At 71.6% G+C, this 26,460-nt stretch carries 31 protein-coding genes; 17 read left to right on the top strand and 14 right to left on the bottom strand.

Translation table 11 applies throughout. From position 1 onward, the window contains the following. Positions 1 to 62 precede the first annotated feature (62 nt). The 4 genes from ACLQ3F_RS00240 to ACLQ3F_RS00225 form a co-directional block, all read right to left on the bottom strand. Positions 63 to 1,022, bottom strand: a complete 960-nt coding sequence (locus tag ACLQ3F_RS00240) for an electron transfer flavoprotein subunit alpha/FixB family protein (RefSeq protein ID WP_354943294.1) — start codon at positions 1,020 to 1,022, stop codon at positions 63 to 65. Positions 1,023 to 1,036: 14 nt separating this feature from the next. Beyond that, positions 1,037 to 1,816, bottom strand: a complete 780-nt coding sequence (locus ACLQ3F_RS00235) for an electron transfer flavoprotein subunit beta/FixA family protein (RefSeq protein WP_357199528.1) — start codon at positions 1,814 to 1,816, stop codon at positions 1,037 to 1,039. A gap of 187 nt (positions 1,817 to 2,003) precedes the next feature. Continuing rightward, complete coding sequence (locus tag ACLQ3F_RS00230; protein ID WP_425844961.1) at positions 2,004 to 2,411, bottom strand: hypothetical protein; 408 nt, start codon at positions 2,409 to 2,411, stop codon at positions 2,004 to 2,006. 2 nt (positions 2,412 to 2,413) lie between these two features. After that, positions 2,414 to 3,211, bottom strand: coding sequence for a GNAT family N-acetyltransferase (locus ACLQ3F_RS00225; protein WP_357199522.1), 798 nt, complete (start codon positions 3,209 to 3,211; stop codon positions 2,414 to 2,416). Between the two features lie 42 nt (positions 3,212 to 3,253). On the opposite strand from ACLQ3F_RS00225, the gene ACLQ3F_RS00220 reads away from it, so the two are divergent. Genes ACLQ3F_RS00220 through ACLQ3F_RS00210 form a run of 3 tightly spaced genes read left to right on the top strand, consistent with a single transcriptional unit; the run spans position 3,254 to position 4,383 of the window. After that, positions 3,254 to 3,646, top strand: a complete 393-nt coding sequence (locus tag ACLQ3F_RS00220; protein ID WP_355005360.1) for a YidH family protein — start codon at positions 3,254 to 3,256, stop codon at positions 3,644 to 3,646. Beyond that, positions 3,643 to 3,948 (top strand): DUF202 domain-containing protein, encoded by a 306-nt coding sequence (locus tag ACLQ3F_RS00215; protein ID WP_425844958.1) that lies wholly within the window; start codon positions 3,643 to 3,645, stop codon positions 3,946 to 3,948. The genes ACLQ3F_RS00220 and ACLQ3F_RS00215 overlap by 4 nt, the downstream gene beginning before the upstream one ends. A gap of 27 nt (positions 3,949 to 3,975) precedes the next feature. Next, a complete protein-coding gene (locus tag ACLQ3F_RS00210; protein ID WP_355005362.1) occupies positions 3,976 to 4,383 on the top strand; it encodes a PLD nuclease N-terminal domain-containing protein in 408 nt (135 codons plus the stop codon). A 48-nt stretch (positions 4,384 to 4,431) separates the two neighbouring features. Here ACLQ3F_RS00210 and ACLQ3F_RS00205 read toward each other — a convergent pair whose 3' ends face one another. Beyond that, positions 4,432 to 6,054: an acetolactate synthase gene (locus ACLQ3F_RS00205; protein ID WP_425844955.1), complete on the bottom strand. Its 1,623-nt coding sequence runs from the start codon at positions 6,052 to 6,054 to the stop codon at positions 4,432 to 4,434. An 82-nt stretch (positions 6,055 to 6,136) separates the two neighbouring features. Next, positions 6,137 to 6,910 carry an enoyl-CoA hydratase-related protein gene (locus tag ACLQ3F_RS00200; RefSeq protein WP_425844953.1) on the bottom strand — a complete coding sequence of 258 codons (774 nt, stop codon included), beginning with the start codon at positions 6,908 to 6,910 and terminating at the stop codon, positions 6,137 to 6,139. Between the two features lie 98 nt (positions 6,911 to 7,008). On the opposite strand from ACLQ3F_RS00200, the gene ACLQ3F_RS00195 reads away from it, so the two are divergent. The 4 genes from ACLQ3F_RS00195 to ACLQ3F_RS00180 all read left to right on the top strand — a co-directional run bounded on the left by ACLQ3F_RS00195 (position 7,009) and on the right by ACLQ3F_RS00180 (position 9,643). Then, entirely contained in the window at positions 7,009 to 7,488 is a 480-nt protein-coding gene (locus tag ACLQ3F_RS00195) for a DUF6232 family protein (protein WP_425844950.1), read from the top strand. A gap of 510 nt (positions 7,489 to 7,998) precedes the next feature. Then, complete coding sequence (locus ACLQ3F_RS00190; protein WP_355005366.1) at positions 7,999 to 8,481, top strand: DUF6232 family protein; 483 nt, start codon at positions 7,999 to 8,001, stop codon at positions 8,479 to 8,481. Next, complete coding sequence (locus ACLQ3F_RS00185) at positions 8,478 to 8,867, top strand: DoxX family protein (RefSeq protein ID WP_357206339.1); 390 nt, start codon at positions 8,478 to 8,480, stop codon at positions 8,865 to 8,867. The genes ACLQ3F_RS00190 and ACLQ3F_RS00185 overlap by 4 nt, the downstream gene beginning before the upstream one ends. Positions 8,868 to 8,914: 47 nt before the next feature. Beyond that, positions 8,915 to 9,643 (top strand): hypothetical protein, encoded by a 729-nt coding sequence (locus tag ACLQ3F_RS00180; RefSeq protein ID WP_425844946.1) that lies wholly within the window; start codon positions 8,915 to 8,917, stop codon positions 9,641 to 9,643. A gap of 24 nt (positions 9,644 to 9,667) precedes the next feature. On the opposite strand, the gene ACLQ3F_RS00175 is transcribed toward ACLQ3F_RS00180, so the two are convergent. Further along, a complete protein-coding gene (locus tag ACLQ3F_RS00175) occupies positions 9,668 to 10,126 on the bottom strand; it encodes a rhodanese-like domain-containing protein (protein ID WP_425844943.1) in 459 nt (152 codons plus the stop codon). Between the two features lie 70 nt (positions 10,127 to 10,196). On the opposite strand from ACLQ3F_RS00175, the gene ftrA reads away from it, so the two are divergent. Then, entirely contained in the window at positions 10,197 to 11,228 is a 1,032-nt protein-coding gene (gene ftrA / locus ACLQ3F_RS00170; protein ID WP_425844940.1) for a transcriptional regulator FtrA, read from the top strand. Between the two features lie 43 nt (positions 11,229 to 11,271). Here the strand turns inward: ftrA and ACLQ3F_RS00165 are convergent, their stop codons facing one another. Together ACLQ3F_RS00165 and ACLQ3F_RS00160 are read right to left on the bottom strand one after the other, a co-directional pair. Further along, positions 11,272 to 12,168: a ribokinase gene (locus tag ACLQ3F_RS00165; protein ID WP_425844938.1), complete on the bottom strand. Its 897-nt coding sequence runs from the start codon at positions 12,166 to 12,168 to the stop codon at positions 11,272 to 11,274. 23 nt (positions 12,169 to 12,191) lie between these two features. Continuing rightward, positions 12,192 to 12,992, bottom strand: a complete 801-nt coding sequence (locus ACLQ3F_RS00160) for an ABC transporter ATP-binding protein (protein WP_393223165.1) — start codon at positions 12,990 to 12,992, stop codon at positions 12,192 to 12,194. 119 nt (positions 12,993 to 13,111) lie between these two features. On the opposite strand from ACLQ3F_RS00160, the gene ACLQ3F_RS00155 reads away from it, so the two are divergent. Beyond that, positions 13,112 to 14,110, top strand: a complete 999-nt coding sequence (locus ACLQ3F_RS00155; RefSeq protein WP_425844935.1) for an ABC transporter ATP-binding protein — start codon at positions 13,112 to 13,114, stop codon at positions 14,108 to 14,110. Continuing rightward, positions 14,107 to 15,120, top strand: coding sequence for an ABC transporter permease subunit (locus ACLQ3F_RS00150; RefSeq protein ID WP_425844933.1), 1,014 nt, complete (start codon positions 14,107 to 14,109; stop codon positions 15,118 to 15,120). The genes ACLQ3F_RS00155 and ACLQ3F_RS00150 overlap by 4 nt, the downstream gene beginning before the upstream one ends. 124 nt (positions 15,121 to 15,244) lie before the next feature. Here ACLQ3F_RS00150 and ACLQ3F_RS00145 read toward each other — a convergent pair whose 3' ends face one another. Beyond that, positions 15,245 to 16,420, bottom strand: a complete 1,176-nt coding sequence (locus tag ACLQ3F_RS00145) for an ROK family transcriptional regulator (protein ID WP_357206324.1) — start codon at positions 16,418 to 16,420, stop codon at positions 15,245 to 15,247. Between the two features lie 168 nt (positions 16,421 to 16,588). Between ACLQ3F_RS00145 and ACLQ3F_RS00140 the strand changes: the two genes are divergently transcribed. The 4 genes from ACLQ3F_RS00140 (at position 16,589) to ACLQ3F_RS00125 (ending at position 19,885) form a co-directional block, all read left to right on the top strand. Further along, positions 16,589 to 18,043: a glycoside hydrolase family 3 N-terminal domain-containing protein gene (locus ACLQ3F_RS00140; protein ID WP_425844931.1), complete on the top strand. Its 1,455-nt coding sequence runs from the start codon at positions 16,589 to 16,591 to the stop codon at positions 18,041 to 18,043. A 135-nt stretch (positions 18,044 to 18,178) separates the two neighbouring features. Next, positions 18,179 to 18,733: a hypothetical protein gene (locus ACLQ3F_RS00135; RefSeq protein WP_425844929.1), complete on the top strand. Its 555-nt coding sequence runs from the start codon at positions 18,179 to 18,181 to the stop codon at positions 18,731 to 18,733. Then, positions 18,730 to 19,224 (top strand): thiol-disulfide oxidoreductase DCC family protein, encoded by a 495-nt coding sequence (locus ACLQ3F_RS00130; protein WP_425844927.1) that lies wholly within the window; start codon positions 18,730 to 18,732, stop codon positions 19,222 to 19,224. Before ACLQ3F_RS00135 ends, ACLQ3F_RS00130 begins: the two co-directional genes overlap by 4 nt. Then, complete coding sequence (locus ACLQ3F_RS00125; RefSeq protein ID WP_357208605.1) at positions 19,187 to 19,885, top strand: TetR/AcrR family transcriptional regulator; 699 nt, start codon at positions 19,187 to 19,189, stop codon at positions 19,883 to 19,885. Before ACLQ3F_RS00130 ends, ACLQ3F_RS00125 begins: the two co-directional genes overlap by 38 nt. 327 nt (positions 19,886 to 20,212) lie before the next feature. Here the strand turns inward: ACLQ3F_RS00125 and ACLQ3F_RS00120 are convergent, their stop codons facing one another. After that, positions 20,213 to 20,875 carry a GNAT family N-acetyltransferase gene (locus tag ACLQ3F_RS00120; RefSeq protein WP_425844925.1) on the bottom strand — a complete coding sequence of 221 codons (663 nt, stop codon included), beginning with the start codon at positions 20,873 to 20,875 and terminating at the stop codon, positions 20,213 to 20,215. Positions 20,876 to 21,045: 170 nt separating this feature from the next. Here ACLQ3F_RS00120 and ACLQ3F_RS00115 point away from each other — a divergent pair, with 170 nt between their 5' ends. Together ACLQ3F_RS00115 and ACLQ3F_RS00110 are read left to right on the top strand one after the other, a co-directional pair. Next, a complete protein-coding gene (locus tag ACLQ3F_RS00115; RefSeq protein ID WP_357199428.1) occupies positions 21,046 to 21,240 on the top strand; it encodes a DNA repair protein in 195 nt (64 codons plus the stop codon). A 138-nt stretch (positions 21,241 to 21,378) separates the two neighbouring features. Next, the gene (locus tag ACLQ3F_RS00110; protein ID WP_425844923.1) at positions 21,379 to 21,897 is read left to right on the top strand and encodes a hypothetical protein; all 519 of its coding nucleotides are present in this window, start codon (positions 21,379 to 21,381) and stop codon (positions 21,895 to 21,897) included. A gap of 10 nt (positions 21,898 to 21,907) precedes the next feature. Here the strand turns inward: ACLQ3F_RS00110 and ACLQ3F_RS00105 are convergent, their stop codons facing one another. Further along, entirely contained in the window at positions 21,908 to 22,636 is a 729-nt protein-coding gene (locus ACLQ3F_RS00105; RefSeq protein ID WP_357199422.1) for a Clp protease N-terminal domain-containing protein, read from the bottom strand. Positions 22,637 to 22,697: 61 nt separating this feature from the next. Continuing rightward, entirely contained in the window at positions 22,698 to 23,696 is a 999-nt protein-coding gene (locus ACLQ3F_RS00100) for a glycosyltransferase (RefSeq protein WP_425844921.1), read from the bottom strand. Between the two features lie 112 nt (positions 23,697 to 23,808). On the opposite strand from ACLQ3F_RS00100, the gene ACLQ3F_RS00095 reads away from it, so the two are divergent. Next, the gene (locus tag ACLQ3F_RS00095; protein ID WP_425846133.1) at positions 23,809 to 24,624 is read left to right on the top strand and encodes a DUF72 domain-containing protein; all 816 of its coding nucleotides are present in this window, start codon (positions 23,809 to 23,811) and stop codon (positions 24,622 to 24,624) included. An 8-nt stretch (positions 24,625 to 24,632) separates the two neighbouring features. On the opposite strand, the gene ACLQ3F_RS00090 is transcribed toward ACLQ3F_RS00095, so the two are convergent. Further along, positions 24,633 to 26,459 (bottom strand): glycoside hydrolase family 15 protein, encoded by a 1,827-nt coding sequence (locus tag ACLQ3F_RS00090; protein ID WP_425846131.1) that lies wholly within the window; start codon positions 26,457 to 26,459, stop codon positions 24,633 to 24,635. Position 26,460 lies beyond the last annotated feature (1 nt).

Raw genomic sequence — 26,460 nt, 5'->3', positions numbered from 1 at the left:
GATCAGCTCCCATACGGCAGTGGCCGCCCGTGCGAACGGGCGGCCACCGACGTATCGCTGGCTTACTTGCGCTTGCGGATCTCCTCGGCAGCCTGCGGGACGATCTTGAACAGGTCGCCCACCACCCCGAAGTCGGCCAGCTCGAAGATCGGCGCCTCGCCGTCCTTGTTGACCGCGACGATGGTCTTCGAGGTCTGCATGCCGGCCCGGTGCTGGATCGCACCGGAGATGCCGAGGGCGACGTAGAGCTGCGGGGAGACCGTCTTACCGGTCTGGCCCACCTGGAACTGGTGCGGGTAGAAGCCGGAGTCGACGGCCGCGCGGGACGCGCCGACGGCGCCGCCGAGCAGGTCGGCGAGCTCCTCGACCAGCTTGAAGTTGTCGGCGTTGCCGACGCCCCGACCGCCGGAGACGACCACGCCGGCCTCGGTCAGCTCGGGGCGGGAGCCCTTCTGCTCGGCGACCCGCTCGACGACGGTGGCCAGCTTGTCGGTGTCGGTGACCGACACACTGAGCTGCTCGATCGCCGGGGTGGCCGCCGCTGGGGCGGGGGTGACCGAGTTGGGCCGGACGGTGACCAACGGCAGGCCCTTGGTGACCTTGGACTTGACGATGGTGGAGCCGGCGAAGGCGATCTGGGTCGCGGTGCCGTCGGCGTCCAGGCCGACCACGTCGGTCAGGATGCCGTTGTCGAGCTTGACGGCGAGCCGGGCGGCGATCTCCTTGCCCTCCTGGGCCGACGCCAGCAGCACGGCGGCCGGCTGCACGCGCTTGACCAACTCGGCCAGCACCGTCGCCTTGGGGGCCACCAGGTAGCCGTCGATCTCGTCACCCTCGGCAGCGTAGATCTTCTCCGCGCCGTACTCGCCCAGCTTGCCGCTCAGCGCCTCGGCGGCGCCGGCGCCGCCGAGCACCACAGCGCTCGGGGTGCCCAGCTCACGCGCGAGGGTGAGCATTTCCAGGGTGACCTTCTTGACGCCGAATTCCTTTGTGGCTTCGACGACGACGAGAACCTCGGACATGTCAGACCCCCCTCTCACACGAACTTTTCGGTGGCGAGGAACTCGACCAGCTTGACGCCGCCCTCGCCCTCGTCAGTGATCTTGGCGCCGCCGGAGCGCGGGGGGCGCTTGGTGTGTTCGACGACGGCGCTGGTGGCACCGTCGAAGCCCACCTCGTCGGCCGCGACTCCGAGGTCGGCCAGCGAGAGCGTCTGCACCGGCTTCTTCTTGGCGGCCATGATGCCCTTGAAGGAGGGGTAGCGCGGCTCGTTGATGGTGTCCCAGACGGAGACGACGGCCGGGGTGGCGGCGGTGACCACCTCGTAGCCCTCCTCGGTCTGCCGCTCGACGGTCAGCGTCGTGCCGTCGACGGTGAGCTTGCGGGCACCGGTGAGCGCCGCGACGCCCAGCCGCTCGGCGATCATGTGCGGCATGACCTGGACCCGGCCGTCGGTGGACTCGGCACCGCAGATGACCAGGTCGGCGTTGAGCTGACCGAGCGCGGCGGCGAGCACCTTCGAGGTGGCGACGGCGCACGAGCCGTGCAGGGCGTCGTCCAGCACGTGCACGGCCTTGTCCGGGCCCATGGAGAGCGCCTTGCGGATCGACTCGGTAGCCCGGTCCGGACCCATGGTCAGGATGGTGACCTCGCCGCCGTGCGCCTCCTTGATCTTCAGCGCCTCCTCGATGGCGTACTCGTCCATCTCGTTGATCACGTTGTTCGCCGAACCGCGGTCGACGGTGTTGTCGTCATTGCGCAGGTTGCGGTCCGCGCCCGAATCAGGCACCTGCTTGACGAGTACGACGATGTTCATCGCGCTTCGACGACCCTCCTGTGTGGTGTTGCGATTCGCTCGCCCGGTATGGGGCGCAGCGTCGCGCGTCGGTCGACGCCAGGTCAACCGCGGGCGGTTGTGCAGTTGCCCACGGCGCAATGTTACCTGCCAGTAGGTTGCACTCCCGCAGCACTCAGAGTGACACAGCTCACCGATGCGCGGCCGGTCAGGCCGGCTCGGCCAACGCGACCCGGATCTGATCGATGGCCGCCGCCTCGGCAGGCACCACCCCGTCGTGCGCGCGGGCCACCTGGTCCGCCGCGGCCAACACCAGATCGCGGTACGCGTCCACGTCGCCTGGGGACTTCTCGCGCAGGATCCGCACCGCCTCACCCAGCGCCGGCAGCACCACCGACTCGATCTCCAGCTGCGAGTCCCGGGGAAGTCGCGGCAGCGGGCCGGTGGTCAGCGCCTCCTTGACAGTGCCACTGGCGTCGGCCAGCGCGCCGGAAGCGGCGATGCTCTCCCGGATCACCCCCAGCACACCGGGATCGGCGTTGGAAACCAGGAAGACGGCACCGAAGGCACCGGTCTTGAGGGTCAGGCGCTCCTCGTCCGTCAACCGCTGTTCCATGATCACGGAGTGTAGACGTACGGGGTGGTGGTCGTGACCGCGACGAGGCCGAGCCGTTGGAGGATGGGCCGGCTGTCCTCGGAACAGTCGACCTGCATGAGCGTCCGACCCCGCTGCTCGGCGAGCCGCGCCCGGTAGTTGACCAACGCCCGGTAGATGCCCTTGCGCCGCCACTGCGGCAGGGTCGAGCCACCCCACATCGTGGCGAAGCCGGTGTTCGCCGGGAACCGCACCCAGCCCGCGCTCACCACCGTCCCACCCGCCTCGGCCACCACCACGGTGATCGAATTCGGGTCGGCGTCGATCTCCTTGGCCAGTCCCGTCACGAGGTGCGAGCGATCCTCCTGCCAGACCTCCTCCTCCATGGCGGCGATCCGCTCCAGGTCCTCCCGGGCGGTCACCTCACGCAGGCGTACCCCCTCGGGAACGACAGGCAGCGCGGCGGCCAGCGGGGCGACCGGCCCGACCACGACGGTCTCGCGGTCCTCCGGCACGAAGCCGGCAGCGCGCAGCCGGTCCGCCAGATCGGCCGGCTCGTCGTGCTCGTTGAGCTTCCACTCGACAGACTGGCCGCGCTCACGGAACAGCTGCACCTGCCGGGCGATCAGCTCGTCCAGCGCGTCACCTGTCAACCCGCCCAGGGTGCGGTAGGTGAGGAACCCGCCGGCGTCGAGCCCGATGATGCGGACCAACGGCCCGTCCCGCTCGACGGAAACCCCGGCCGGAACCGGGTCGGGGATCTCCGGGCGGAGTTGGTTGTCGTAGGCGTCGCGCAGCGTCTGTACGTCGAGATCAGTCACCGGACCAGGCTAAGCGGGAAGGGAAACGGATATTCTCCCACTGTGTGGGAGGCGATCAGGCGGTGGTTCGACCCGGCGGAGGCACGCGCTGTCGGTGAGACACCGGACTACCGGTTCTCCCTGGCCAACGAACGGACCTTCCTCGCCTGGCTACGCACCGGGTTGGCACTCGTCGGAGGCGGGCTGGCCACCGCGCAGTTCCTGCCACCCCTGCCGATGAGCCACCTGCGGGAGGTGATCGCGGTGTCGTTGCTGCTGCTCGGCGCGGCGGTCGCGATCCGCGCGGTGGACCACTGGGCGCGTACCGAGCGGGCCATCCGGCTCGGTCAGGAGCTGCCCGCGTCCCGGTTTCCCGCCATCCTGGCGCTCGCCGTCGGCGTCGGCGCCTTACTGCTGGTGGTCGCCGTCCTGCTCCGCGCGGTCGGCGGGCGGTGAGCGCCGGACGCGATCCCGGGCTGCAACCGGAGCGGACCCGGCTGGCCTGGCGGCGCACCCTGCTCACGGTGACCGTGGTGAGCGTGCTCGCCGTCCGGCTGGCGGCGACGGGCGGCCCGACCGGTGCGCTGATCGCCGGCGGCACCGTTCTGGTGTGGGGCACCCTGCTGGTGCTCTGCTGGCCCCGGGGCACCGGCACCGGTCCGGCCCGCACCGGCGGCCGGACACTGCCCCTGGTCACCGTGGGCACCGTGGTGCTGGCGTTACTGGGGGTGCTGCTGGTCCTGCGCGGACTGGGGTGACGCGCGCCGGTGAGTCATCATGGGTGCATGGCCCGGCTTGGCGTACTCCTCTTCCTGGTGCAGATTGTCCTCGCCGTCTGCGCGCTGATCAGCTGTCTCTCCGCCGAGGAGGGCAAGATCCGCGCCCTTCCCCGGATCGCCTGGGTGCTGATCATCTTGTTCTTCCCGCTGGTCGGCTCGATCGCCTGGTTCATCGTCGGCCGGGAGCCCAGCCCCGGCGCCGGCAAGGGTTGGCCGGGCGGCGGCGAGCGGCAGCGTCCTCGGCAGGTGGCCCCCGACGACGACCCGGAGTTCCTGCGCTCCGTCGAGGAACGCGCCCAGCAGCAGGACCAGGAGCTGTTCCAACGCTGGGAGGAAGACCTGCGGCGACGCGAGGACGACCTGCGCCGCCGCGACGGTGAGCCGCCGCGCGAGGGCGACCGACCGGAGGTGTGAGCGCACCGCCGCCGCCGGCGCGGGAGCGACGGCGGCGGCGGGTGCGACTCAGGCCAGGTTCGACGACCGGGGGTACGCGTCGGTCGGGTCGGTGAGCACGTTCACCAGGTACGGCACTCCGGAGTCGAACGCCCGCTGGAGCGCCGGGCCCAGGTCGGCCGCCTTGGCGACCGTCTCCCCCGCACCGCCGAGCGCGCTGACCACCGTGTCGTACCGCAGCTCCGGCTGGAGGTCGGCGGCGACGTCGTAGCCGTACATGGCACGCATCGGGTGCTTCTCCAGCCCCCAGATGCCGTTGTTGCCGACGACGATCACCACCGGCAGCTTCTGGCGGACCAGCGACTCGACGTCCATCAGCGAGAAGCCCGCCGCGCCGTCGCCCATCAGCACGCAGATCTGCCGGTCCGGGTGGCTGACCCGGGCCCCCATCGCGTAACCCATGCCGGTGCCCAGGCAGCCGTACGGGCCCGGGTCCAGCCACGTGCCGGGCTGGGCCGGCTCCAGGTACCGCCCGGCGTACGACACGAAGTCGCCGCCGTCGCCGATGGTGATCGCGTCCGGGGCGAGCGCCCGACGCAGCTCGCCGTAGATCCGGGCCGGGCGGATCGGGTCGGTCTCGGCGGCCATCTCCGCGGCGTCCCGAGCCTTCGCCGCGTCCTCGGCCACCCGCAGGTCGGCGATCCAGTCGGAGTGGTCGGCCCGGTCACCGGAGTGATCGGCCAGCGCGGAGAGGATCAGGCGCAGGTCACCGGCGGGTGCGGCGGCCGGCTGCACGTGCGTCGCCCGCTGGCTGGGGGCGTCGACGATGTGCACCACCTTGGCGTCACCGAAGTCACCGAAGCTGAGCCGGAAGTCCAGCGGAGTGCCCACCACCACGACCACGTCGGCGCCGGAGAGCGCGGCCCGTCGGGCCTTGGCGAACGCCAGCGGGTGCTCCGGCGGGAGCGAGCCGCGACCCATGCCGTTGGTGAAGACCGGCACCTGCAACGCCTCGGCCGCCTCGCGCAGCGCGGCGACCGCGTCGCCCGCGTACACGTCGGAGCCGGCGATGATGACCGGCCGCTGCGCCCCGGCGATGAGCAACGCCGCGCGGCCGACCTCCTCCGGGTCCGGGGCGATCGGGTCGACACCCGCCACGGTGGGCAGCTCGGCCTCCGCGACCGAGAAGACCGTCTCCAGCGGGAAGTCGAGGAAGGCCGGGCCCCGGTGCGGGGTGAGCGCGGCGTTCAGCGCCGCACCCACCGCGCGCGGGATGTCGTCGGTGCTGAACACCGTCTCGGCGTGCTTGGTGACCGGGGCGACCAACGGCAGGTGGTCCATCTCCTGGAGGCTGCCCGAGCCCCAGCGGAACGCGGGCGCGCGCCCGCCGAGCACCAGCACCGGCGAGGCGTTGAAGAACGCGCTGGTCATGCCGGAGATGCCGTTGGTGACACCGGGCCCCGCGGTGAGCACGGCGAGGCCGGGGCGGCGCTGGAGCTTGGCCACGGCCTCGGCGGCGAAGACCGCGGACTGCTCGTGCCGGACGTCGTAGATCGGGAAGTCGGTCTTGTACGCGGCGTCGTAGAGCGGGAAGACGTGCCCGCCGGACAGCGTGAACATCTCCCGTACGCCGTGCGCGCGTAGTGCCGCGAGCGCCAACTCGCCGCCGTGACCCTCGATCCGCTCCGTCATCCGCCGCTCCCCTTCGTTCCTTGTGACCGACGCCCCACGCTACTGGCCGGTAGGAACAATGTGAACTGTTCTCGGCTAATAGTCAGCGGCCGGTGAAGCCCGGCTTGCGCTTTTCGACGAAGGCCGCCATGCCCTCGCGCCGGTCGTCGGTGGCGAACAGCGCCGCGAAGAGCTGACTCTCCCAGGCCAGGCCCGAGTTCAGGTCCATGTCCAGGCCGCCGTCGACCGCCAGCTTCGCCGCGCGCAGCGCCTGCACCGGGCCCGTCAGGTACGGCTTCACGTAGGCGACAGCGGCCTCGTAGACCTCGGCGGCCGGGACCACTCGGTCGGCCAGGCCGATCCGCAGGGCCTCCTCGGCGTCGACCATCCGGCCCGTCATGATCAGATCCTTGGCGCGGGCCGGGCCGACCAGGCGGGCCAGCCGCTGGGTGCCGCCGGCACCCGGGATGATGCCGAGCTTGATCTCCGGCTGGCCGAGCTTGGCGTCCTCGGCGACGATCCGCCAGTCACAGGCCAACGCCAGCTCACAGCCGCCACCGAGGGCGTACCCGGTGATCGCGGCGACCACCGGCTTGGGGATCCGGGCGATCGCGCCGAGCGCGCTGGACAGGTTCGCCGCCCGGTCGGCCATGTCCACGTAGGACATGTCAGCCATCTGCTTGATGTCGGCGCCGGCGGCGAAGACCTTCTCCCCGCCGTACACGATGACCGCGCGGACCTCGGGATCGGCGGTGGCCGACGTCGCAGCGGCGCGCAACTCCTCCTGCACCTGGGTGTTGAGCGCGTTCATCGGCGGCCGCTCCAGCCGGATCGTGCCGATGCCGTCAGTGGTCTCCAGCCGAACGAACTCGCCCACGCTGCCCTCACTTCCTCGTCGAAGTCGCGTGCCAACCTTACGACCCGGCTCGTTTGGGTAAGTAGTGTGGTGTCAGCCCCGTGGGCGGGAGTCCAGCCATGATCACGTATTACGACGACAGGTCGGTGCAGGTCACCTCCACCACCCTTCGCGTGGACGGTCGCAGCTACAAGCTGGCCGACATCACCATGATCTGGCACCGCCGGGGTACCCGTTCCTGGCGTGTGCTGGTGGGACGGGGCGCGCTCGGCGCTGCGCTCGCCGGCCCGCTGGTCGCGGCGGTGCTCGGCATCGGCGTGGCCGTCTGGCTGCACCGCTCCCCCACCGTGACGATCGCGATCGTCGGCGCGTCGGTGCTGGTCGGCCTGGCCGTCGGGCCGGTCGCCGACTTCCTCTTCGAACACCTGGACCGCTCGTACGCCCGGGGCAGCCGCCAACTGGAGATCTGGGCCCGTTGGCGGGGCCAGCCGGTGCGTCTGCTGCACACCGGTGACGCGCTGCGCTTCGGGCAGATCTACCGGGCGGTGCAACGCGCGGTGGAGCACAGCCAGCCGGCCCACCCCGTCAGGCGCCGCTAGCCGGCCTGTTCCGTCTGACGTCCCGACAGGAGCGGTAGGCCGCCAGCGGTGGAACCTCTGACAGACCGCGCTCGTCAGCCGGGCCAGTGGGCGCAACGGGCGTAGCGGGCCCAACGGGCACGGGCACGGCAGGCCCAACGGGCACCAGCGCGCCCGGCCCAGCCTTCGTGCAGCCCCTTTGGAGCTGATGTCGCAAACGAATCAGACCGGGGCCCGCGACGCACAGGGCCTGCCGCGATGCGACCCGGCCACGGCGACGGCTGCGACTGCGGCTGCGGCTGCGGCTGCGGCTGCGGCTGCGGGCGAAGGCGAAGCGCCGACCCGTGATGTCGCAAACGATTCAGCTCCAAAGGACCATCGCACCATCACCTCTACCCGGCGGACGGCGTGCACCCTCGCCGCCGTCGCGGTGTGTCATGGGCGGCAGACCCCTGCCGAGGACGCGTCGGGGAAGGCCGGATGCCGGGGCCGAACCGGGCGAGGTTTGCACCGCGGTGGTTAGGCTTAGTGATGACCCTCTATTACCGGGACGACGCGGTGCAGGTGACCTCCGAGTCGATCCGGGCTGGTGGTCACGTGATCGCCCTGTCCGACGTGACGTTCGTCTGGCACGCACGGGGGCAGAAAACCCTCGCCGTACGCGGCCGTGTGCTGGGGCGCGGTGTCCTGGTCCTGCTGCTCTCGCTGCCGCCGCTGGTCGCCGTGGTCTGCGTGCTGTCGTTGGCCTGGTCGGCTCAGGATCGAGGCAACTGGCAGCTGGCGCTGATCATCCTGGCCGCCTGCGCGGCGGGGGCGCTCGCGCTGGCACCGTTCCTGGAGATTCCCCTCGGCTGGCTGGACCGCTCCTACGAGCGCGGCAGCCACGTGCACGAGTTGTGGGTGCAGCACCACGGCCGGGAGGACCTGCTGGTGCGCACCCCGGACGCGCTACGGTTCGGGCAGATCTACCGGGCCGTGCAACGCGCCGTCGAACAACAGGGGGACCACCGATGACCACCCGCCGCCGCGAGGCCGTCGCCCTGGCCGGCCTGCTCGCGACGGCCGGCGTCACCCATCTGGTACGCCCCGGCGTCTACGACCCGATCGTGCCGCGTGCGCTGCCCGGCCCGCCCCGTTTCTGGACGTACGCCAGCGGGGTCGCCGAACTGGTGGTGGCTGCGGCTGTCGCGAACCCGGCCACCCGGCGGGCCGGCGGCCGGGCAGCCGCCGCCCTCTTCGTTGCCGTCCTACCGGCGAACGTCAAGATGGCCGTGGACTGGCGGCGCCGACGCCCGGCACAGCGGGCCATCGCGTACGGCCGGGTGCCGTTGCAGGTGCCGCTGATCTGGTGGGCGCTGCGGGTGGCCCGCGCCGACACCGCCGGTCGACAGTCACGCTGACCTGCTCCGACGGGCGGTTGTGGCACGGCCGACGCACACTTGACCCCATGGCGATTCCCCTCCCCACCCCGACTGCGGTGGTCGGTCTGACCCGCTACGCCCTCGACCAGGCGCTCGGCTCGGCCGCGTCGATGGCCGCCGTGCCCGCCCGCGCGTTCGCCGTGCTCGCCGGGGTGGAGCATCTGCTGGCCCGGATCAACGGCGTGGTCGACCGGATCGAAACGACCCTGGATCGGACCGACCAGGTGCTCACCGACGCCGAGGGCGCGGTTCGCGAGGTGGCCGTCATCAGCGCCGCAGCGACCACCGCCATCGACACGGCCACCGAGGTGGCAACGGCCGCCGCCGCGGTGGTCGCCGAGGCCGACCGGGTCTCCCGGGTGGCAGGCACCGTGGTCGCCGAGGCCGACCGGGTCGCGAAGCGCGCCTCAGTCACCGTGGGCACCGCGACCGAGGCCGCGGCCACCGCGGCCGAGTTGCTGTCGGCGTACGAGCCGGCGCTGCGCCGGGCCGCACCGATGGCCGAGCGGTTCGTCGGGGAGCTGAGCCATGAGGAGATCACCGCTGCGATCCATTTGATCGACGAGCTGCCGAAGCTCCGGGAGCATCTGACGGCGGACATCCTGCCGATCCTGGCCACGCTGGACCGGGTCGGCCCCGACCTGCACGACCTGCTCGACGTCACCCGTGACCTCAAGCTCGCCGTGGCCGGCATCCCCGGGCTGGGCATGCTGCGCCGCCGCGGCGAGAAGCTCGCCGACGAGCCGGTGGGGTGAACGTCGGCCCGCCCGTGCCGTGGATCAGCAGTCGCAGGTGATCGCCGTGGCGGGCGCGGTGAGGTCATCGACCGGTCGTCGGGTCAGCCCGGCCTCCGTCACCACCGGCAGCCCCTCCCTGACCCAGTATTCGAACCCGCCGAGCATCTCCTTCACGGGATGGCCCAGCTGGGCGAACTCCAGCGCCGCCCGGGTCGCGCCGTTGCAGCCGGGACCCCAGCAGTAGGTCACGACCGCCGACCCCGGGGGGATCAGATCCGCCGCCCGGGTCGCGATCTCAGCGGTGGGCAGGTGCACCGCGCCGGGGAGGTGCCCCTGCGCCCAGGCGGCCGCGCCTCGGGAGTCGACGACCACCAGCCCCGGGGTACGTGCCGACAGGTCGGCGTGCACATCACTGACGTCGGTCTCGACGCTGAGCCGATTGCGGAACCAGGCGGCGGCGGTGGCCGGATCGGCCTGCGGAACGGCGAAGGTGAAAGTCATGCACCGATCCTCGCCGGGGCCTGACCACGGAACGAGTGGCGCGAACGACATCCTGCGCTAACATCCCGCCATGCCGATCCCGACGGCCACCACGACCGGTCCGCGACCGCTCCCCGCGCCTCGACGACCGGCGGCCGCGCACCGGGTCGCCGTGCTCGCGTACCCGGGGATGTCGGTATTCGAGACCGGGATCGTGACCGAGGTGTTCGGACTGGCCCGGCCCGAATTCGACGTCGACTGGTACGACCTCGTGGTCTGCGCCGAGCGGCCGGGGCCGGTGCCGGTGGTCGGCGGAGCGAGCCTGCACACCCCGTACGGTCTGGCCGAGCTGGCGGCGGCGCGGACGGTGATCGTGCCCGGCGTACCGGACGTGACCGCTGACCCGTCGCCCGAGCTGGTGACCGCGCTGGGTGAGGCGCACCGGCGCGGGGCCCGGATCATGTCGATCTGCTCGGGCGCGTTCGCGCTGGCGGGGGCGGGCCTCCTGGACGGCCGCCGGGCCACTACCCACTGGCGGTACGCGGAGCTGCTGGCGCGGCGCTACCCACTGGTCGAGGTGGACCCGGACGTGCTCTACCTCGATGACGGCGACCTGCTCACCAGTGCCGGCAGCGCGGCCGGGCTGGACCTCTGCGTACACGTGATCCGGCGTGATCACGGCGCGGCGATCGCCAACGCGGTCGCCCGACGACTGGTGATCCCGCCGCACCGCGACGGCGGGCAGGCCCAGTTCGTCGAGGCGCCGGTGCCCGCCGACCCGGCCGACGACCGGATCGCGGTCAGCCTCGACTGGGCACTCGCCCACCTCACCGAGCCGCTGAGCGTCGCCCAGCTCGCCGACCGGTCGCACATGTCGTCCCGCACGTACCTGCGGCATTTCGCCCGAGCCACCGGCACCAGCCCGATCCGTTGGCTGGTCGAGCAGCGGGTCCGCGCCAGCCTGGCACTGCTGGAGGAGACCGACGTCGCTGTCGAGCAGGTCGCCCGCGCGGTGGGCTTCGACACCCCGGTGACCTACCGCCACCACTTCGGCCGGGTCATGCTGACCTCACCGTCGGCGTACCGTCGGGCCTTTCGCACCGGCGTCGGCGAGCGGGCGTGACACGCCGCGACCGTCGGGCCGGCTCGGTGCGCGAACAACGGGGTCAGGCCGGCGCGTACAGCTCGTCGATCTCGGCGCGTTGCGGCAGCGCCACCGAGGCGCCGAGCTTGCGGACGCAGGCAGCGCCGGCCGCCGACGCCCAGCGCACCGCGTCGACCAGGTCGCGCCCTTCGCCCCAGCCGACGGCCAGCGCGGCGGTGAACGCGTCACCGGCGGCGGTGGAGTCGACCACGTCGACCCGTACCGCCGGCACGTGCACCTCGGTGCCGTCCCGGTCGACGTACCAGGCGCCCTCCCCGCCGAGAGTGAGCACGGCCCGGGGAGTCAGGTCGAGCAGCGCGCGCGGCTCCTCCCGACCCCGGCCGGCGAGCGCCTGCGCCTCGCCCTCGTTGACGACCAGCAGGTCCACGGCGGCGAGCAGCTCGGGTGGGAGGTCCCGCGCCGGGGCGGCGTTCAGGATGACCCTGGTGCCGGCCTCGCGGGCGGCCACCGCGGCGGCAGTCACGGTCTGCACCGGGATCTCCAGTTGCGCGACCAGGACGTCCGCCGTACGGACGGTGGTCAGCTCCTCCTCGCTGAGGCCGACCAGGGCGTCGTTCGCGCCGGGAGTGACCACGATGGCGTTGTCCCCCTGAGCGTTGACCATGACCAGCGCCACTCCCGAGGTGCCGTAGACCACGCGAAGCTGACTGGTGTCCACACCGGCCGCTGTGATGCGGGCCTTGAGGGTGACGCCGAAGGCGTCCGAGCCGATCGCGCCGAGGAAGGCACAGGAGGCACCGGCACGGACCGCGGCCACGGCCTGGTTGGCACCCTTGCCGCCGGGCACCATCACGAAGTCGGTGCCGAGCATGGTCTCGCCCTGTCGAGGCAGCGCGGGTGCCATCGCTACCAGGTCCATGTTGGCGCTGCCCACCACGGCGACCCGGGTCTGCGGCACGGCCGTCTCCGCCTGTCCGGCGATCAGGCGGCGCGGGCGGTGAAGCGGTCGCCCGACCGCTCGACGACGAGTGGCAGCCCGAAGGTCTTGGAGAGGTTGTCACCGGTCAGCGTCTCGGCGAGCAGGCCCTGGGCGACCACCCCGCCCTCGCGCAGGAGTATCGCGTGGGTGAAACCGGGAGGGATCTCCTCGACGTGGTGGGTGACCAGCACCATCGCCGGGGCGTCCGGGTCGTACGCCAGCTCGGCCAGTCGGGCGACCAGGTCTTCCCGACCGCCCAGGTCGAGCCCGGCGGCGGGCTCGTCGAGCAGCAGCAGCTCCGGGTCGGTCATCAGGGCACGGGCGATCTGCACCCGCTTGCGCTCACCCTCGGAGAGGGTGCCGTAGCGGCGTTCGGCGAGACCACCGACGCCGAGTTGACTCAGTAGTGCCCGCGCCCGCGCCTCGTCGCCACGGTCGTAGTTCTCCCGCCAACGGCCGACCACCGACCAGGCGGCGGTCACCACCACGTCGCTGACCCGCTCGTCGGCGGGCAGCCGCTCGGCGATCGCGGCGGTGGTGAGCCCGATCCGGGTACGCAGCTCGTTGACGTCGGTGCGGCCGATCCGCTCGCCGAGCACGTGCGCGACACCAGTGGTGGGGTGCAGCCGGCCGGCGGCGAGGTTGAGCAGTGTGGTCTTGCCGGCGCCGTTGGAGCCGAGCACGACCCACCGCTCGTCCAACTCGACACGCCAGGTCAGGTCCTCGAGGAGGGCGGTGCCGGAGCGGCGCACGCCGACGCCGTCGAGGCTGACCACCAGATCCGGGTTCACCGCACCATCCAACCACGCAGCGCCGGGGTGCCCCCCATGGGCGGCACCTCAGCCATAGGGTGAAGCGCCGTGTCATTGATCACCAAGCCCGAAGGACGGCCCATGCCCAGCCGACGTACGGAGCTGCGCAGATGAGCGCGGTCATCGAGATCGAGGGTCTACGCAAGAGCTTCCGCAGCCTGCGCAGCGGCCGACGGGTGGCGGTGGACGGGTTCGACCTGCTGGTCGAGGCGGGCCAGGTCCACGGCTTCCTGGGCCCCAACGGCTCGGGCAAGACCACCACCCTGCGGGCCCTGCTCGGGCTGGTACGCGCCGACAGCGGCCGGATGATGGTGCTCGGCGAACCGTCGCCGGAGTTGCTGCCCCGGGTGGCGGGTCAGGTCGGCGCCATCGTGGAGAGCCCGCAGTTCTTCGGCAACTTCACCGGCTACCGCACGCTGCGGCTGTTGGCCCGCGCCGGTGGTGTGCCGGTCTCGCGGGTGGACGAGGTGCTGGATCTGGTGGGCCTGCACGACCGGGGCGACGAGCGGGTGAAGGGCTACTCGCTGGGCATGAAGCAGCGTCTGGCGGTGGCGTCCGCGCTGTTGAAGGACCCGCGTCTGCTCATCCTGGACGAGCCGGCGAACGGGCTGGACCCGGCGGGCATCCGGGAGATGCGGGACCTGATGCGGTCGCTGGCGGCCAACGGGGTGACAGTGCTGGTGTCCAGTCACATCCTGGGCGAGATCCAGCTGATCTGCGACCACGTCACGATCATCTCCCGGGGGCGGCGGGTCGCAACCGGTCGGGTGGACGAGGTGCTGGCGGGCCACGACCGGCACGAGTTCCTGGTCCGGGTGGCCGAACCGGAGCGGGCCGTCGAGCTGCTGCACGCGGCCGAGCTGACGGCGGTGGTGGACGGCGGAGCGTTGGTGGTGAGCGGGGTGAGCGACCCGACGGCGATCAGCCGGGTGCTCGGTGAGCAGGGTCTGTGGGTGGGCGAGCTGACGCCGCTGCGGCCGGATCTGGAGAGCGTCTTCCTGGAGCTGACCGGCGCGTACGAGCATCCGTCGGTGCCCCGGCAGGTCGGCGACCCGGCGCTGCCGCAGGACGAAGCTGTGATCGACCTCGATCGGGGAGTGGACGCGTGAACCTGGTGCGTGCCGAGTTGGAGCGACTGTCCGCGCGTCGCTTCGTGCAGCTCATGGTCGTCCTGTTGGCGTTGGCGTTCGCCGTCACGGCGGCGACCACCCTTGCCGGCTCCCACAAACCGAGCGTCAGTGAGTTGAACTCGGCGCGGACGCAGGCCGCCGAGGCGCGGCGTGCCCTGGAAGCCACCCACCAGGAGTGCCTGGCCCGCCAGGACGGCACCTCGACCTCCGACTCGGACAGGTACTTCCCCAGCGACTGCTCCGAGATCGACCCGATCCGGCAGGACCGGCTGCCGATCACCGCCGACTTCCTGCCGGGTGTTTTCAGCTTCGCCGAGCAGGCCCAACCGCTGCTGTACTTCCTCATCGCGTTCCTGGTGCTGTTCGGGTTCCTGGTCGGCGCCTCCTACATCGGCGCGGACCTGACCTCGGGCGGGGTGGTGAACCTGCTGCTCTGGCGACCGCGCCGGTTGACGGTGCTCGCGACCAAGCTGGGCACCCTGCTCGGCGCGGTGCTGGTCCTGGCCCTGCTGGCGTCGGTGGTCTATCTCGCCACGTTCTGGGTGATCGGGCAGGCTTTCGGCTTGCCGGGCCGGCTGGACGGCGACTTCTGGCGCTCACTCGGCGCGGTGCACGGCCGTGGCCTGGTGCTGGTGCTGCTGGCCTCCGCGCTGGGCTTCGCGATCGCCACGCTGGGTCGGCACACGTCCGCGGCGCTCGGCGCGCTCGCCGCGTACGCGGTGGTCTGGGAGTTGGGTGGCCGAGTGGTCCTGGAGATCATCGACGCGCGGAAGTCGGACCTGTTCATGCTGTCCAGTCACATCGGGGCGTGGCTCAACGGCGAGGCGCGGTTCTATGACGAACAGGTCTGCCGGGGCAGCGGCCAACTCCCCTACTGCGACGGTTTCTACACGGTGACCTGGCTGCCGGCGCTGTTGGTGCTGCTGGCGATCACCGGCGGTCTGACCGCGGCGGCGTTCGCCGTGTTCCGTCGCCGCGACCTGATCTGAGTCGAGGCCGTCGGGTCGCCCCGGTCCGGGCGGCCCGACGGAACGGCCGAGCCGACGCCTGGCAGGAGCTTGCAAGCTGCGGGCGTGCGGTGAAATATTCCTTCACATGACCGCCGCAGCGGGCTCAGCCGACGGTGGAGCCGAACACCTCGTCGCGTACGGCGTTCAGGGCGGTGCGCAGCGCGCCGTGCAGGATCGGCTCCTCGGTCAACCCGGTCGGCACCACTCGCGGCTGGACCAGGGTGATCGCGGCGACCTCCTGCTGCACCCGGTCGGCGAGCGCCGCGCCACCGGCCTGGCCCACCTCGCCGGCGAGCACGACCAGCGGCGGGTCCAGCACCACGCAGGTGCTGGCCACGCCGAGCGCGAGCCGACGGGCCAGTTCGTCGAGCATCGGGCCGCCGTCAGCGCCGGCCGCGACGGCCGCGCGGACCGCCTCGGCGGCGTCGGCGTCCGGGTAGCCGTGCTCGCGGGCCACCGCGCGCACCGAGTCCGCACCGATCAGCTGCTGGAAGGCCGGCTTGGCGCGACGCGAGACGTCGCGCGGGATGGGCGCGCCGGGCACCGGAAGGTAGCCGATCTCGCCAGCGGCACCGCTGCTGCCGTGGTGCAACCGCCCGCCCAGCATGATCGCCAGGCCGACGCCGGCGCCCACCCAGACCAGCACGAAGTCCGACAGCCCCCGCGCCGCGCCGGACTGCGCCTCGGCCACGGCGGCCAGGTTGACGTCATTCTCGAAGACCACAGGTGTGTGCAGGTCGTCCCGCAACGCGGCGAGCAGACCGCTGTGCCAGCGCGGCAGGTTGAAGGCGAAGGTGATGTCGCCGGTGCCGGGGTCGACCAGGCCCGGCGTGCCGAGCACGATCCGTCGTACGCTGCTCAGCTGCGCCTGGGCGCTGCTCGCCGCCTGCACGACGGCGTTGTGCACCACGCCCACCGGGTCGTCGGTGTCCCGGGTCGACTGCTCCACCCGGCCGATGACCGCGCCGGTGATGTCGGCGCACGCGGCCACCACCCGGTCCGGCCCGACGTCCACGCCGACGACGTGCGCGCTGCTCGGGCGGACGGCGTAGAGCTGGGCGTTCGGCCCCCGCCCGCCGGCCTGCTCGCCGACCCGCGCGACGAGGCCGCGCTCCTCCAGCCGCTCGACAAGTTGCGACGCGGTGACCTTCGACAGACCGGTCAGCTCGCCGAGTCGAGCCCGGGTCAGCGGGCCGCGTTCGAGGAGCAGTTCCAGCGCGGCACGGTCGTTGAGCGCCCGCAACAGACGGGGGGTGCCGGGCAGCCGGGTCGCACTCATGACACGTCCTCTAGTTTTAGTAAACTTTGCTAACTGTAAACCGACCTGCGAACGGGTAGCCGTAGCGTAACGGTCACCCGACGGTGGGACGCTCGGCCGAGTCGGCAGGGCCACGACCACCACCGGTACGACGTTTCGTACCCGCGGGGGCACCGAAGGGGGAAACACGTGGGGTTGGATCCAGGACTGCGCCGGCTGGCGCTGGGCACGCTGCTGGCCGCGTACCCGGGACCGGTTCCGCCGGACTGGGCGGTCGACCTGCTGGCCGACGGGCTGGCCGGGCACACCCTGTTCGGCACCAACGTGCACGACCCCGCGCAGGTGGCGGCGAGCACCGCCGCACTGCGCACCGGTCGACCCGACGCGCTGATCGCGATCGACGAGGAGGGTGGCGACGTGACCCGGCTGGCGCACGCCACCGGCAGCCCGTACCCCGGCAACGCCGCCCTGGGTGCGATCGGCGACGTGGCCCTCACCCGACGGGTCTACCAGTCGATCGGCGCCGAACTGGCAGCGCTCGGCATCACCGTCAACCTCGCCCCCACTGTCGACGTCAACACCGCCGACGACAACCCGGTGATCGGCACCCGGTCCTTCGGCGCGGATCCGGTGCGGGTGGCCGCCCACTCGGCCGCCGCCGTGGCCGGGTTGCAGGCCGCCGGCGTGGCCGCCTGCGCCAAGCACTTCCCCGGGCACGGTGCCACTGTCACCGACTCCCACCACGAACTGCCCACAGTGGATGCTCCGCTGAGCTTGCTCCGCCAGCGGGACCTGCCGCCGTTCGCGGCCATCGTCGCCGCCGGGGCGCGCGCCGTGATGACCGCCCACATCCGGGTTCCGGCGCTCACCGGCGCCGACCCGGCCACCTTCAGCCGAGCCGTCCTGGTCGACCTGTTGCGCACCGAGTACGGCTTCACCGGCACCGTCATCACCGACGCGCTGGAGATGAAGGGTGCCGCGGTGGCCGCCGGTGGGGTCGGGCCGGCTGCGGTCCGGGCCCTGAGCGCGGGCGCCGACCTGCTCTGCATCGGCGCGAAGGTCGACGCCGACCTGGTCGAGCGGGTGGCCGCCGAGATCGTCGACGCGCTCGCCGACGGCCGGCTGGCGAGGCCGCGGGTCGAGGAGGCGGCCGGCCGCGCCGCCGATCTCGCCGCCTGGACCCGGGCCGCCAGCGGGTCACCGGCCACCGGCGACACCGAGCTGGGGTACGCCGCAGCGCGCCGAGCGGTCCGGGTGGACGGCCTGCTCACCGGCCTGGACCAGCCCCTGGTGGTGCAGTTGCACACCGAGTCGACGATCGCCGAGGGGCGGGTTCCGTGGGGCCTCGGTCCGCACCTGGACGGGGTGTCGGAGATCCGGGTGATCGCCGCCGAGACCGACCCGGCCACGCTGCGCGGACTGGCGGGCGACCGTCCCATCGTCCTGGTCGGACGACACCTGCACCGGCTGCCCGGCGGCCCGGACCTGATCGCCGACCTGGCGGCCCAGCACCCCGTGACAGTGGTGGAGATGGGCTGGCCGGCACAGTGGCGGCCCGTTGGCGTCCGCGCCTTCGTCACCACCTACGGCGCGAGCCACGCCAACGGTCGCGCGGCGGCCGAGGTGCTCGGCCTGGCCGGCTGAGCCACGGCGTTCTCCGGCCGGGCCGAACCGCTCGGCCGGATGGCGCGCTCCAGTACCGCACCGAAGTGTCCACAGTCACTGGTCGCCACTTCTTGAACATGTTCAACATCGGCCCTAGTCTGATGACGTCGGTAGTTGAACACGTTCAAGAAGGGCGTCCACATGGACATCAAGGTCTGGATGTACGTGATCTACCTCGCGGTCAGCGTCGGCCTGACCATCTGGGTGGCTCGAGCACTGTCCCGCAACGGGCAGGTCTTCCTGGAGGAGGTGTTCGCCGAGGAACGACTCGCCCGGGCCGTCAACAGCCTCCTGGTGGTCGGCTTCTACCTGCTCAACCTCGGCTACGTCACGGTGGCGATGAAGCACCCCGACCCGGTCGATTCGACCAGCCAGGCCATGGAGGAACTGTCTCTCAAGATCGGCTTGGTGCTGCTGGTGCTCGGCGCGCTGCACTTCTTCAACGTCTTCGCGCTCGGCCGCTACCGCCGGAACCGGCTCCGCCAGCTCGCCACCCACCCCCCGCTCGCCCCGATCGGCCGACTCCCCATGCCGTCCGCGCCTCCCGGATCGCAGTTGGTCGGCGCGTACCCGGGCGGACCGCAGCCGACCGGTGCACACCCGGCAGGACCCCCGCCGGCTGGCCCGCAACCGGGCGTCGGCCCGACGAACAGCCCACAAACCCGATGACCGCGCCCCCGACCGGTGGCGGCGGTCGGCTCCCGGATCCCACCGCTCACTCCGGCGGTGAGATCCGGGGGTTCACCGTCCTGTTCGACGCCGCCTGCCCGATCTGCCGCGCCGCCCGCCGCTGGTTGTCGTCCCGCGCCCAGCTCGTACCCCTGGAGTTCGTGCCGGCCGGGTCCACCGAGGCCCGGCGGCGCTTCCCCGGCCTGAACCACGACGCGACGCTGCGCGACCTCACCGTAATCGCCGACACCGGCGAGGTGTACGCGGGCGACGGCGCCTGGTTCGCCTGCCTCTGGGCGCTGACCGACCACCGGTCCACGGCCGAGCGGCTGGCCCGACCGCACCTGCTGCCCCTCGCCCGCCAGACGGTGGCCGCCGCCTCGGCGATCCGCGAGCGGACCCGCGACCCGTGGGCCGAGCCGACCGACGAACCGGCGGGATACGGTGACCTCGATGACCGAACAGCCTGCGCAGACGACCACTGCGGGTGACCCAGCCACCGCCCGGGGCGAGCAGACCCGGCAACTGATCCGGGACACCGCGATGCGGCTGTTCCGCGAACGCGGATACGCCCAGACCACCATGCGGGCGATCGCGCAGGAGGCCGGCGTGGCGGTCGGCAACGCCTACTACTACTTCGGCTCCAAGGACCACCTGATTCAGGAGTTCTACGCCCAGTCCCAGGTCGAGCACCGGGCCGCCGCGCAGCCCGTGCTCGATCGGGAGGAGGCGTTCGGTCCCCGGCTCGCCGGAGTGCTGCACGCGGGGATCGACGTGTTGACGCCCTCACACGGATTCGCGGCGACCTTCTTCAAGACGGCGGCGGAACCCACCTCGCCGCTGAGCCCCTTCTCCGCTGAGTCCTCCGGCCCCCGACAGGCAGCCATCGACCTCTTCGGCGAGGTGTTGACCGGCTCGACGGCCAAGGTCGACGCCGAGCTGCGTCCACAGCTGCCCGAACTGCTCTGGCTCGCGTACATGGGCGTGATCCTCTACTGGGTGCACGACCGATCGCCGGGGCAGACCAAGACCCGCCAACTGATCGACGGGGCCGTGCCACTCGTCGATCGGCTCGTGGCGCTGTCCCGACTCCGGGTCCTTCGGCCGGTGACCCGACAGGTGCTCGACCTGATTCGTACGCTCCGTCACTGATCCGGCCGACCTCCTTCGGCTGGCGAAGCAGCAGGTCAAGTCCGCTTTTCGACACTCCGAACCGACAGCTTCAACCTTGCCCCGAGCCTGTTCGATACGTAGCGTGATCGACACGTAGCGGCCCGCCGCTACACCCGGAACCGGGGCCTGGGGGGAGGTTGCGGACCGTGGATCCGGCCCGGGATCCACGGTCCGCGCCCATCACCCCGCCCCCGCCCCCACCCCCACCCCGCCGATCTTGAAGTTTCGGTGGGCGAGATGCGTGGAATGCCCGGGTGTGTCGCGACAGAAAGTGCAAGATCGCGGACAGCTGCGGCTTCGGGCCGGTCAGCGCGGATAGACCCCGTACGCGCGCCAGCCCCGGTCCGGGAAGCCAGCCGCTTCGGCGACCCGGGCCGAGGCGTGATTGTCCCGCTCGTGCAGGTAGGTAGGGATCGCTCCCTCGTCTAGCACCCGCCGCGCAGCCTGGGCCACCAGCCGACGGGCGAGGCCGCGCCCCTGGGCGGCCGGCGCCGTGCCGACTGCCAACTCGTGCCCGTACGCGTCGTGCCGTTTGATTGCCGCACCGGCCAGATAGGCGCCGTCCGGGTCACGGACCACCAGCACCGGCCGGTCGAAGAGTCGCAGCCACGGCGGCAGCCCGGTGGCGGTCGGATCGGTCCACTCCCCCACGTCGGGCAGCGGAGCGGGTGTCCGGCTCCACCGGAACGGACCGTCGTGTACGCAGAATTCGGGCCGGCCGACGGCCTCCGGCAACGCGGCGAGCAACCGAGCCGGCGTACGGCGAACCAACGCGCGGATCGCCGCCACCCGGTCCGGCGCCACGGAGAGCACGGCGCTCTGCCCGGTGTCCACGGCGAGCGCGGGGCGCAGCCGGCCGTCCCAGGCCGGTTCGGCACGCCGCTGCGAGGCGACCACGTGCAACCCCGGCCCGGCCGGCCACTGGCCGAGCCAGGTGGCCAGGTGCAGGTGAAGTCGCCGGTCGAGCATGCGCACCTCCCCGCGTCACCCGACCCGTCGTCGATCACCGTACGCCGGACGGCAGGGCCGGGCGCAGGATACGTCAGGGCCGAGCGGAAAAGGGTCCGGGAACCGAGCACTGGGATTGACCGTCATATGTATTTCCATATCTGGACACCTTTGTTTGGGACGGTGAACGCATGCCGATTCAGCCGAGCGACCACTACCAGCAGGACCCCGAGCGACTCTGGCGGGCGGCGGAGGCCGTCGGGGGCAATCCGCCCCAGCCGCGCTACCGGAACCCTCGGACGGTCGGCGGCAGCGCCCTGTCGTGGGCCGGCCTGAACAAGCTGTCCGTCGGCAGCTCCAGTCGGCACCGCCTGAACAACCACTGACGCACCAGCGAGCGGGTGGCCTCTGACGTTCGCTCCGGGGCCGACACACCGGAGGAGGTCCAGCGGCGGCTTTCGCACACCTGTCGGGTAATTTCTTGTGGTCCGCCATCCCGGCCTACGACAGGAGAAGCTCCGCGCATGGGCAAGAAGACGATCCACGTCTCCGACTTCACCGGCACGGTTCTGCAGCAGGACGACGAGGTGGTCCGCGTCGTCGTACTGGAGCACCCGGACCTGGTCGCCGGGCCCGTGCAGTTGGACGCCACCCCGGGCGAGGTGGAGAACATCGACGACGCCGCGTTGGACGTGGCGGTGGTGGAGATCCACGATCGGCACGGCCACGGTGAGCCCCGCCGGGTGGTGTTGACCGCCAGCGAGTTCGACGCGATGGCCACCGACGTGCCGATGGCGCAACTGTTGAAGACGGCCGAGCGGGTCCGCCCACCCAAGGCCCGCAAGACCACCGAGAAGATCGACTACGGCACGCTGGAGCACGCCGGCAAGCCACACCGGGGCCGGGTCACCGAGGAGGAGGCACGCCTGGTGCGCGAGCAGCTCGACGAGGTCAACAAGCGACTCGCCGACGCGGGCGTACGCCAGATCGACCCGACCGATCCGGAGCACGCCCTGCGTTACGGCTTCCCTGAGGCGTCCTGACCCCGGGTTCTCACTTCTTTCCGACGGCGGCGGCGAGGGCGGCAGCCAGGTCGCCTTCGACCGTCGCCTTGTCCAGGCCCAGGTTGGTGAGCACGCCGGCGCCGTCCTCCTGCTCCAGCAGGGCGAGCAGGATGTGCTCGGTGCCGATGTAGTTGTGCCCGAGGCGCAGCGCCTCCCGGAAGGTCAGCTCCAGCGCCTTCTTGCCGCGCGCGTCGTACGGAATGAGGTCCGGCACCTGCTCGGCGCGCGATGGCAGGACGGCGGCGACCGCCTCCCGTACCGCCTCGGGGGTGGCGCCGCGACCAGCCATCACCCTGGCGGCCAGCCCTTCCGGCTCGGCCAGCAGGCCCAGCACCAGGTGCTCGGGGCCGATCTCGGCGTTGCCGCTGGCGCGGGCCTCCTCCTGCGAGGCCATCACCACGTTGCGGGCGCGCGGGGTGAACCGGCCGAAGCCGGCGTTGGGGTCGAGCGCGGCCGCGTCGGTCGCCTTCGGCACGAAGCGCTTCTGGGCGGCCTGCTTGGTGACACCCATGCTGCGGCCGATGTCGGTCCAGGAGGCGCCCGAGCGCCGGGCCTGGTCGACGAAGTGCCCGATCAGGTGGTCGGCGACCTCGCCGAGGTGGTCGGCGGCGATGACCGCGTCGGTGAGCTGGTCGAGCGCGTCGGTGTGCGCCGTCTTGATCGCCTGGATCAGGTCGTCGAGCTTGACGGTGCTACCAATCTGAAGAGGATCTGTCATGCGTCAACCATAGGTTGACGCATGCGCCTCGTCAACCCCGAGTTGACGATCTCGCCTCCAGTCAGGCCGAGTACTCCGGCAGGATCCGGGCGACCGCCGCCGGCGAGGGCATGCCGGCGATCTCGTCGGCGACCGCGCGAGCCGCGTCGCGCTGCTCGGCGTTGCCGTGCTGCGGCAGCAGCCGGTGGACCTGCTCGGCGATGGCACCCGCGTCCACCTCCCCGGGGAGAAGCCGAAGACCGACCCCGGCCGCGGTGAGGGCCTCCGCGTTGGCGAACTGGTCCGCGCCCTGCGGCAGCAACAACTGGGGTACGCCGGCCGCGAGCGCGCCGAGGGTGGTGCCACTACCCCCGTGGTGCACCACCACGTCAACGAGCGGCAGCAACTCCGCCTGCGACACCCACTGATGCACGCTGACCTGGTCGGGGATGTCGCCCAGCTGTTCCACTGACACCCGGCCCGCCGCGACCACCACCTGCGCGCCAAGCGTCGCCAGACCGGCGATGGCCGTGCGGAGCAGCTCCGGCGTACCGAAAGCGGTGCCGAGGGTCAGATAGATCAACGGCCGGCCCAAGCGAGCGGGCAGTGGGGCCGGCGTCGAGAACGCGACAGGTCGCAGCTCGATCCGGCGTTCGGTGGCGAGGAAGCCCTTGTCCTGCAGCGAAGGTGGCCAGATGTCCAGGTGCGGCCGACCGACGACCTCGGCGTTGCTGGTCGGGAGTTCCAGGCCGATGCCCTCGGGAAACAGCCGGCCGAACCCGTGCCACAGGCCCGGGATCCCGGCCCGGTGAGCCGCCACGGCCGCCCCCGGCAACCCCCACTCGTGCACCACGAGGTCGGGCCGCAGCCGCGCCAGCTCCGGTGCGAGATCCTCGGCGTACACCTCGTAGAAGGCGTCGCCGGGACGGAACGGCCGCAGGCCGTTCGCGGCGAGTGGCGCGTGCACCTCCGTACCGGCGGCGAAGTGGACCTCGTGCCCGGCGTCCCGGGCGGCGATCGCCAGCGGGATCAGCGGGTAGGTGTGACCGACGGACGCAAGACTGGCGAACAGCACACGCATGGCGACGGACCCTACCTGGCGGACCGTGGACCCCGCCGGTTCCGCCGGCCCGGATACGGTGGGCTCCGGTCAAGTCGGGAGGGCGGTCATGCGTCTGCACGTGGGGTGCGCGATGTGGAGTCACCGGTCGTGGCCGGGGCACCGGCTGCCGCCCACCGAGCGCCTGGCGCACTACGCCAGTTGGTGTGACGCCGTGGAGGGCAACACCACGTTCTACGCGACCCCGGCCCGGGAAACCGTGGCCTCGTGGGCCGCCCAGACGGGCCCCGACTTCCGGTTCGTCCTCAAACTTCCCAAGGTCATCACGCACGAACGCCGGCTCACCAACGTCGACGAACCACTGAGCGCCTTTCTGGACGCCATCGAACCGCTCGGCCCGCGCGCCCACGCACTCTGGATCCAACTGCCCGGCTCGTTCGCGCCCGCCGACGTCCCGGCCCTGGGCCGTTTCCTGCAACAGCTTCCGCAGTCCCACAGGTACGCGGTGGAGGTGCGCCATCAGGCGTTCTTCACCGAGGAGCGGGCGGCCCGACTGCTCGGGGCGACCCTCGCCGCCGCCCACGCCGAGTGGATCCCCTTCGACACGACTGCCTTTTTCGCGAGCCCGCCTACCAGTGACGCGGAGCGGGACGCCTGGACCAAGAAGCCCCGCGTGCCGCTCCGGTCCCTCGCGCTGACCGACCGGCCGATCGTCCGCTACCTCGGCCGCGACGACCCGACGCGCACGGTCGAGGGGTGGCAGCGCTGGATCGACATGACAGTGACCTGGCTACGCGAGGGGCGCTCGCCGACGATGTTCATCCACACCCCGGACAACGCCGAAGCGCCGACGCTCGCCCGCCGGTTCCACGACGAGGTACGGGCACGGGTTCCCGGGCTTGAGGCGTTGCCCGAGCCGATCCCGGTCGAGCCGTTGACGCTGTTCTGACCGGACCGTCAGCCCTGCTCGAGCAGGTCGTCGAGGTGGGCCGCCGTACTGATCAGCGAGAGGTGGCTGAACGCCTGCGGGAAGTTGCCGATCTGCTCGCCGGTCGGCGCGATCTCCTCGGAGTAGAGGCCGAGCGGGTTGCTGTAGGTCAGCATCTTCTCGAAGGTCAACCGGGCGTCGTCGAGCCGGCCCGCCAGGGCGAGCGCCTGCACGTACCAGAAGGTGCACATGTTGAAGGTGCCCTCGGTGCCGGCGAGACCGTCCGGCGAGGCCCTCGGGTCGTAGCGGTAGACCAGGCTGTCGGAGACGAGGTCGGTGTCCATGGCCCGCAGCGTGGACTCCCACATCGGGTCGGTCGGCGAGATGACGTTCAGCCCGGGCATCGCCAGCAGCGAGGCGTCCAGGATGTCGGAACCGTAGTGCTGCACGAACGCACCACGTTCCTGGTTGAACCCGCGGGTCATCACCTGCTGGTAGATGGCGTCGCGTTCGGCGGACCAGCGGGCGATGTCGCCGGGGCGGCCCCGGCGTCGCGCGATCCGGATGGCCCGGTCCAACGCGACCCAGGAGAGCACCCGGCCGTAGGTGAAGTCCTGCCGGCCGGACCGGGTCTCCCAGATCCCGTCCTCGGGCTGGTCCCAGTGGTCGCAGAGCCAGTCCATCAACCCTGCCGTCTTGCGCCACCCCTCGTACGGCGGGATGAGCCCATTGCGGTCCGCGAGTTCCAACGAGATGAGCGCCTCGCCGTAGATGTCGAGTTGCAGTTGGTCCGCCGCGCCGTTGCCGATCCGCACCGGTGCCGATCCGCGGTAGCCCTCCAGGTGACCCAGCACCTCCTCGGGAATGTCAGGTGAGCCGTCGATGCGGTACATGATTTGCAGGGGCATGTGGTCGTCCCGTGCCTCACGGATGCGCGCGTCGAGCCAGAGCAGATACTTCTGGGCCTCGTCGGTGAAGCCCAGGCGCAGCAGCGCGTGCACCGAGAAGGACGCGTCCCGGATCCAGGTGTAGCGGTAGTCCCAGTTCCGCTGCCCGCCGATCTGCTCGGGCAGCCCCGCGGTGGGCGCGGCGACAAGTGCGCCGGTCGGTGCGTACGTCATCAGCTTGATGGTCATCGCCGACCGCTCGACCACCTCCCTCCACCGGCCCTTGTAGCGGGAGCGGCCCACCCACCGCCGCCAGTGGTCGCGGGTCTCGGCGAGCAGTTCGCACGCCTCGTCGGTGGTGAGTGCGCTGGGCGCGTCCGGGCAGGCCGTCTCCAGGACCACCCCGCCGATGTCGCCCGCGTGCAGGCTGAACGACGCGGACACGCCCTCCGCGTCGCGGCGGATGTCCCTCGCCTCGAACTGCCGTAACGAGCCCTTGAAGGGAGTGAGGGTGAGAGTCAGCGTCGGGCTCCGGAAGACGTCGCCCTCTGGGTGCACCTCCAACTCGTACGGATCACGCCCGTAGTTGAACCGCGGGCGGCAGTGGAAGCGGAACCGCATGCTCCCCCGGACCATCCGGACCAGGCGGATCAACCGATGCCGGTCGGTGGCCTCCGCACCGGTGACGGGCATGAAGTCCAAGAGCTCCCCGACACCGTCAGCGCTGTGGAAGCGGGTGATCAGGATCGGCGTACCGGGCAGGTAGAGCTGCTTGCTGGAGTAGTCGACGCCGTCGGGCGAGAGCTGGAAGTGGCCACCGTTGCGGCGGTCGAGCAGCGCGCCGAAGACGCTCGGCGAGTCAAAGCGCGGCGCGCAGAACCAGTCGACGGTGCCGTCCGTGCTGATCAACGCAGCGGTCTGTAGGTCACCGATCAGACCGTGGTTCTCGACTGCCGGGTAGCTCTGCACG

The sequence above is a fragment of the Micromonospora sp. DT15 genome (assembly GCF_049841475.1).
Taxonomy (GTDB): domain Bacteria; phylum Actinomycetota; class Actinomycetes; order Mycobacteriales; family Micromonosporaceae; genus Micromonospora.
The sequence above is the reverse complement of the archived record's forward strand: the minus strand, read 5'-3'. Positions and strand labels throughout refer to the sequence as shown.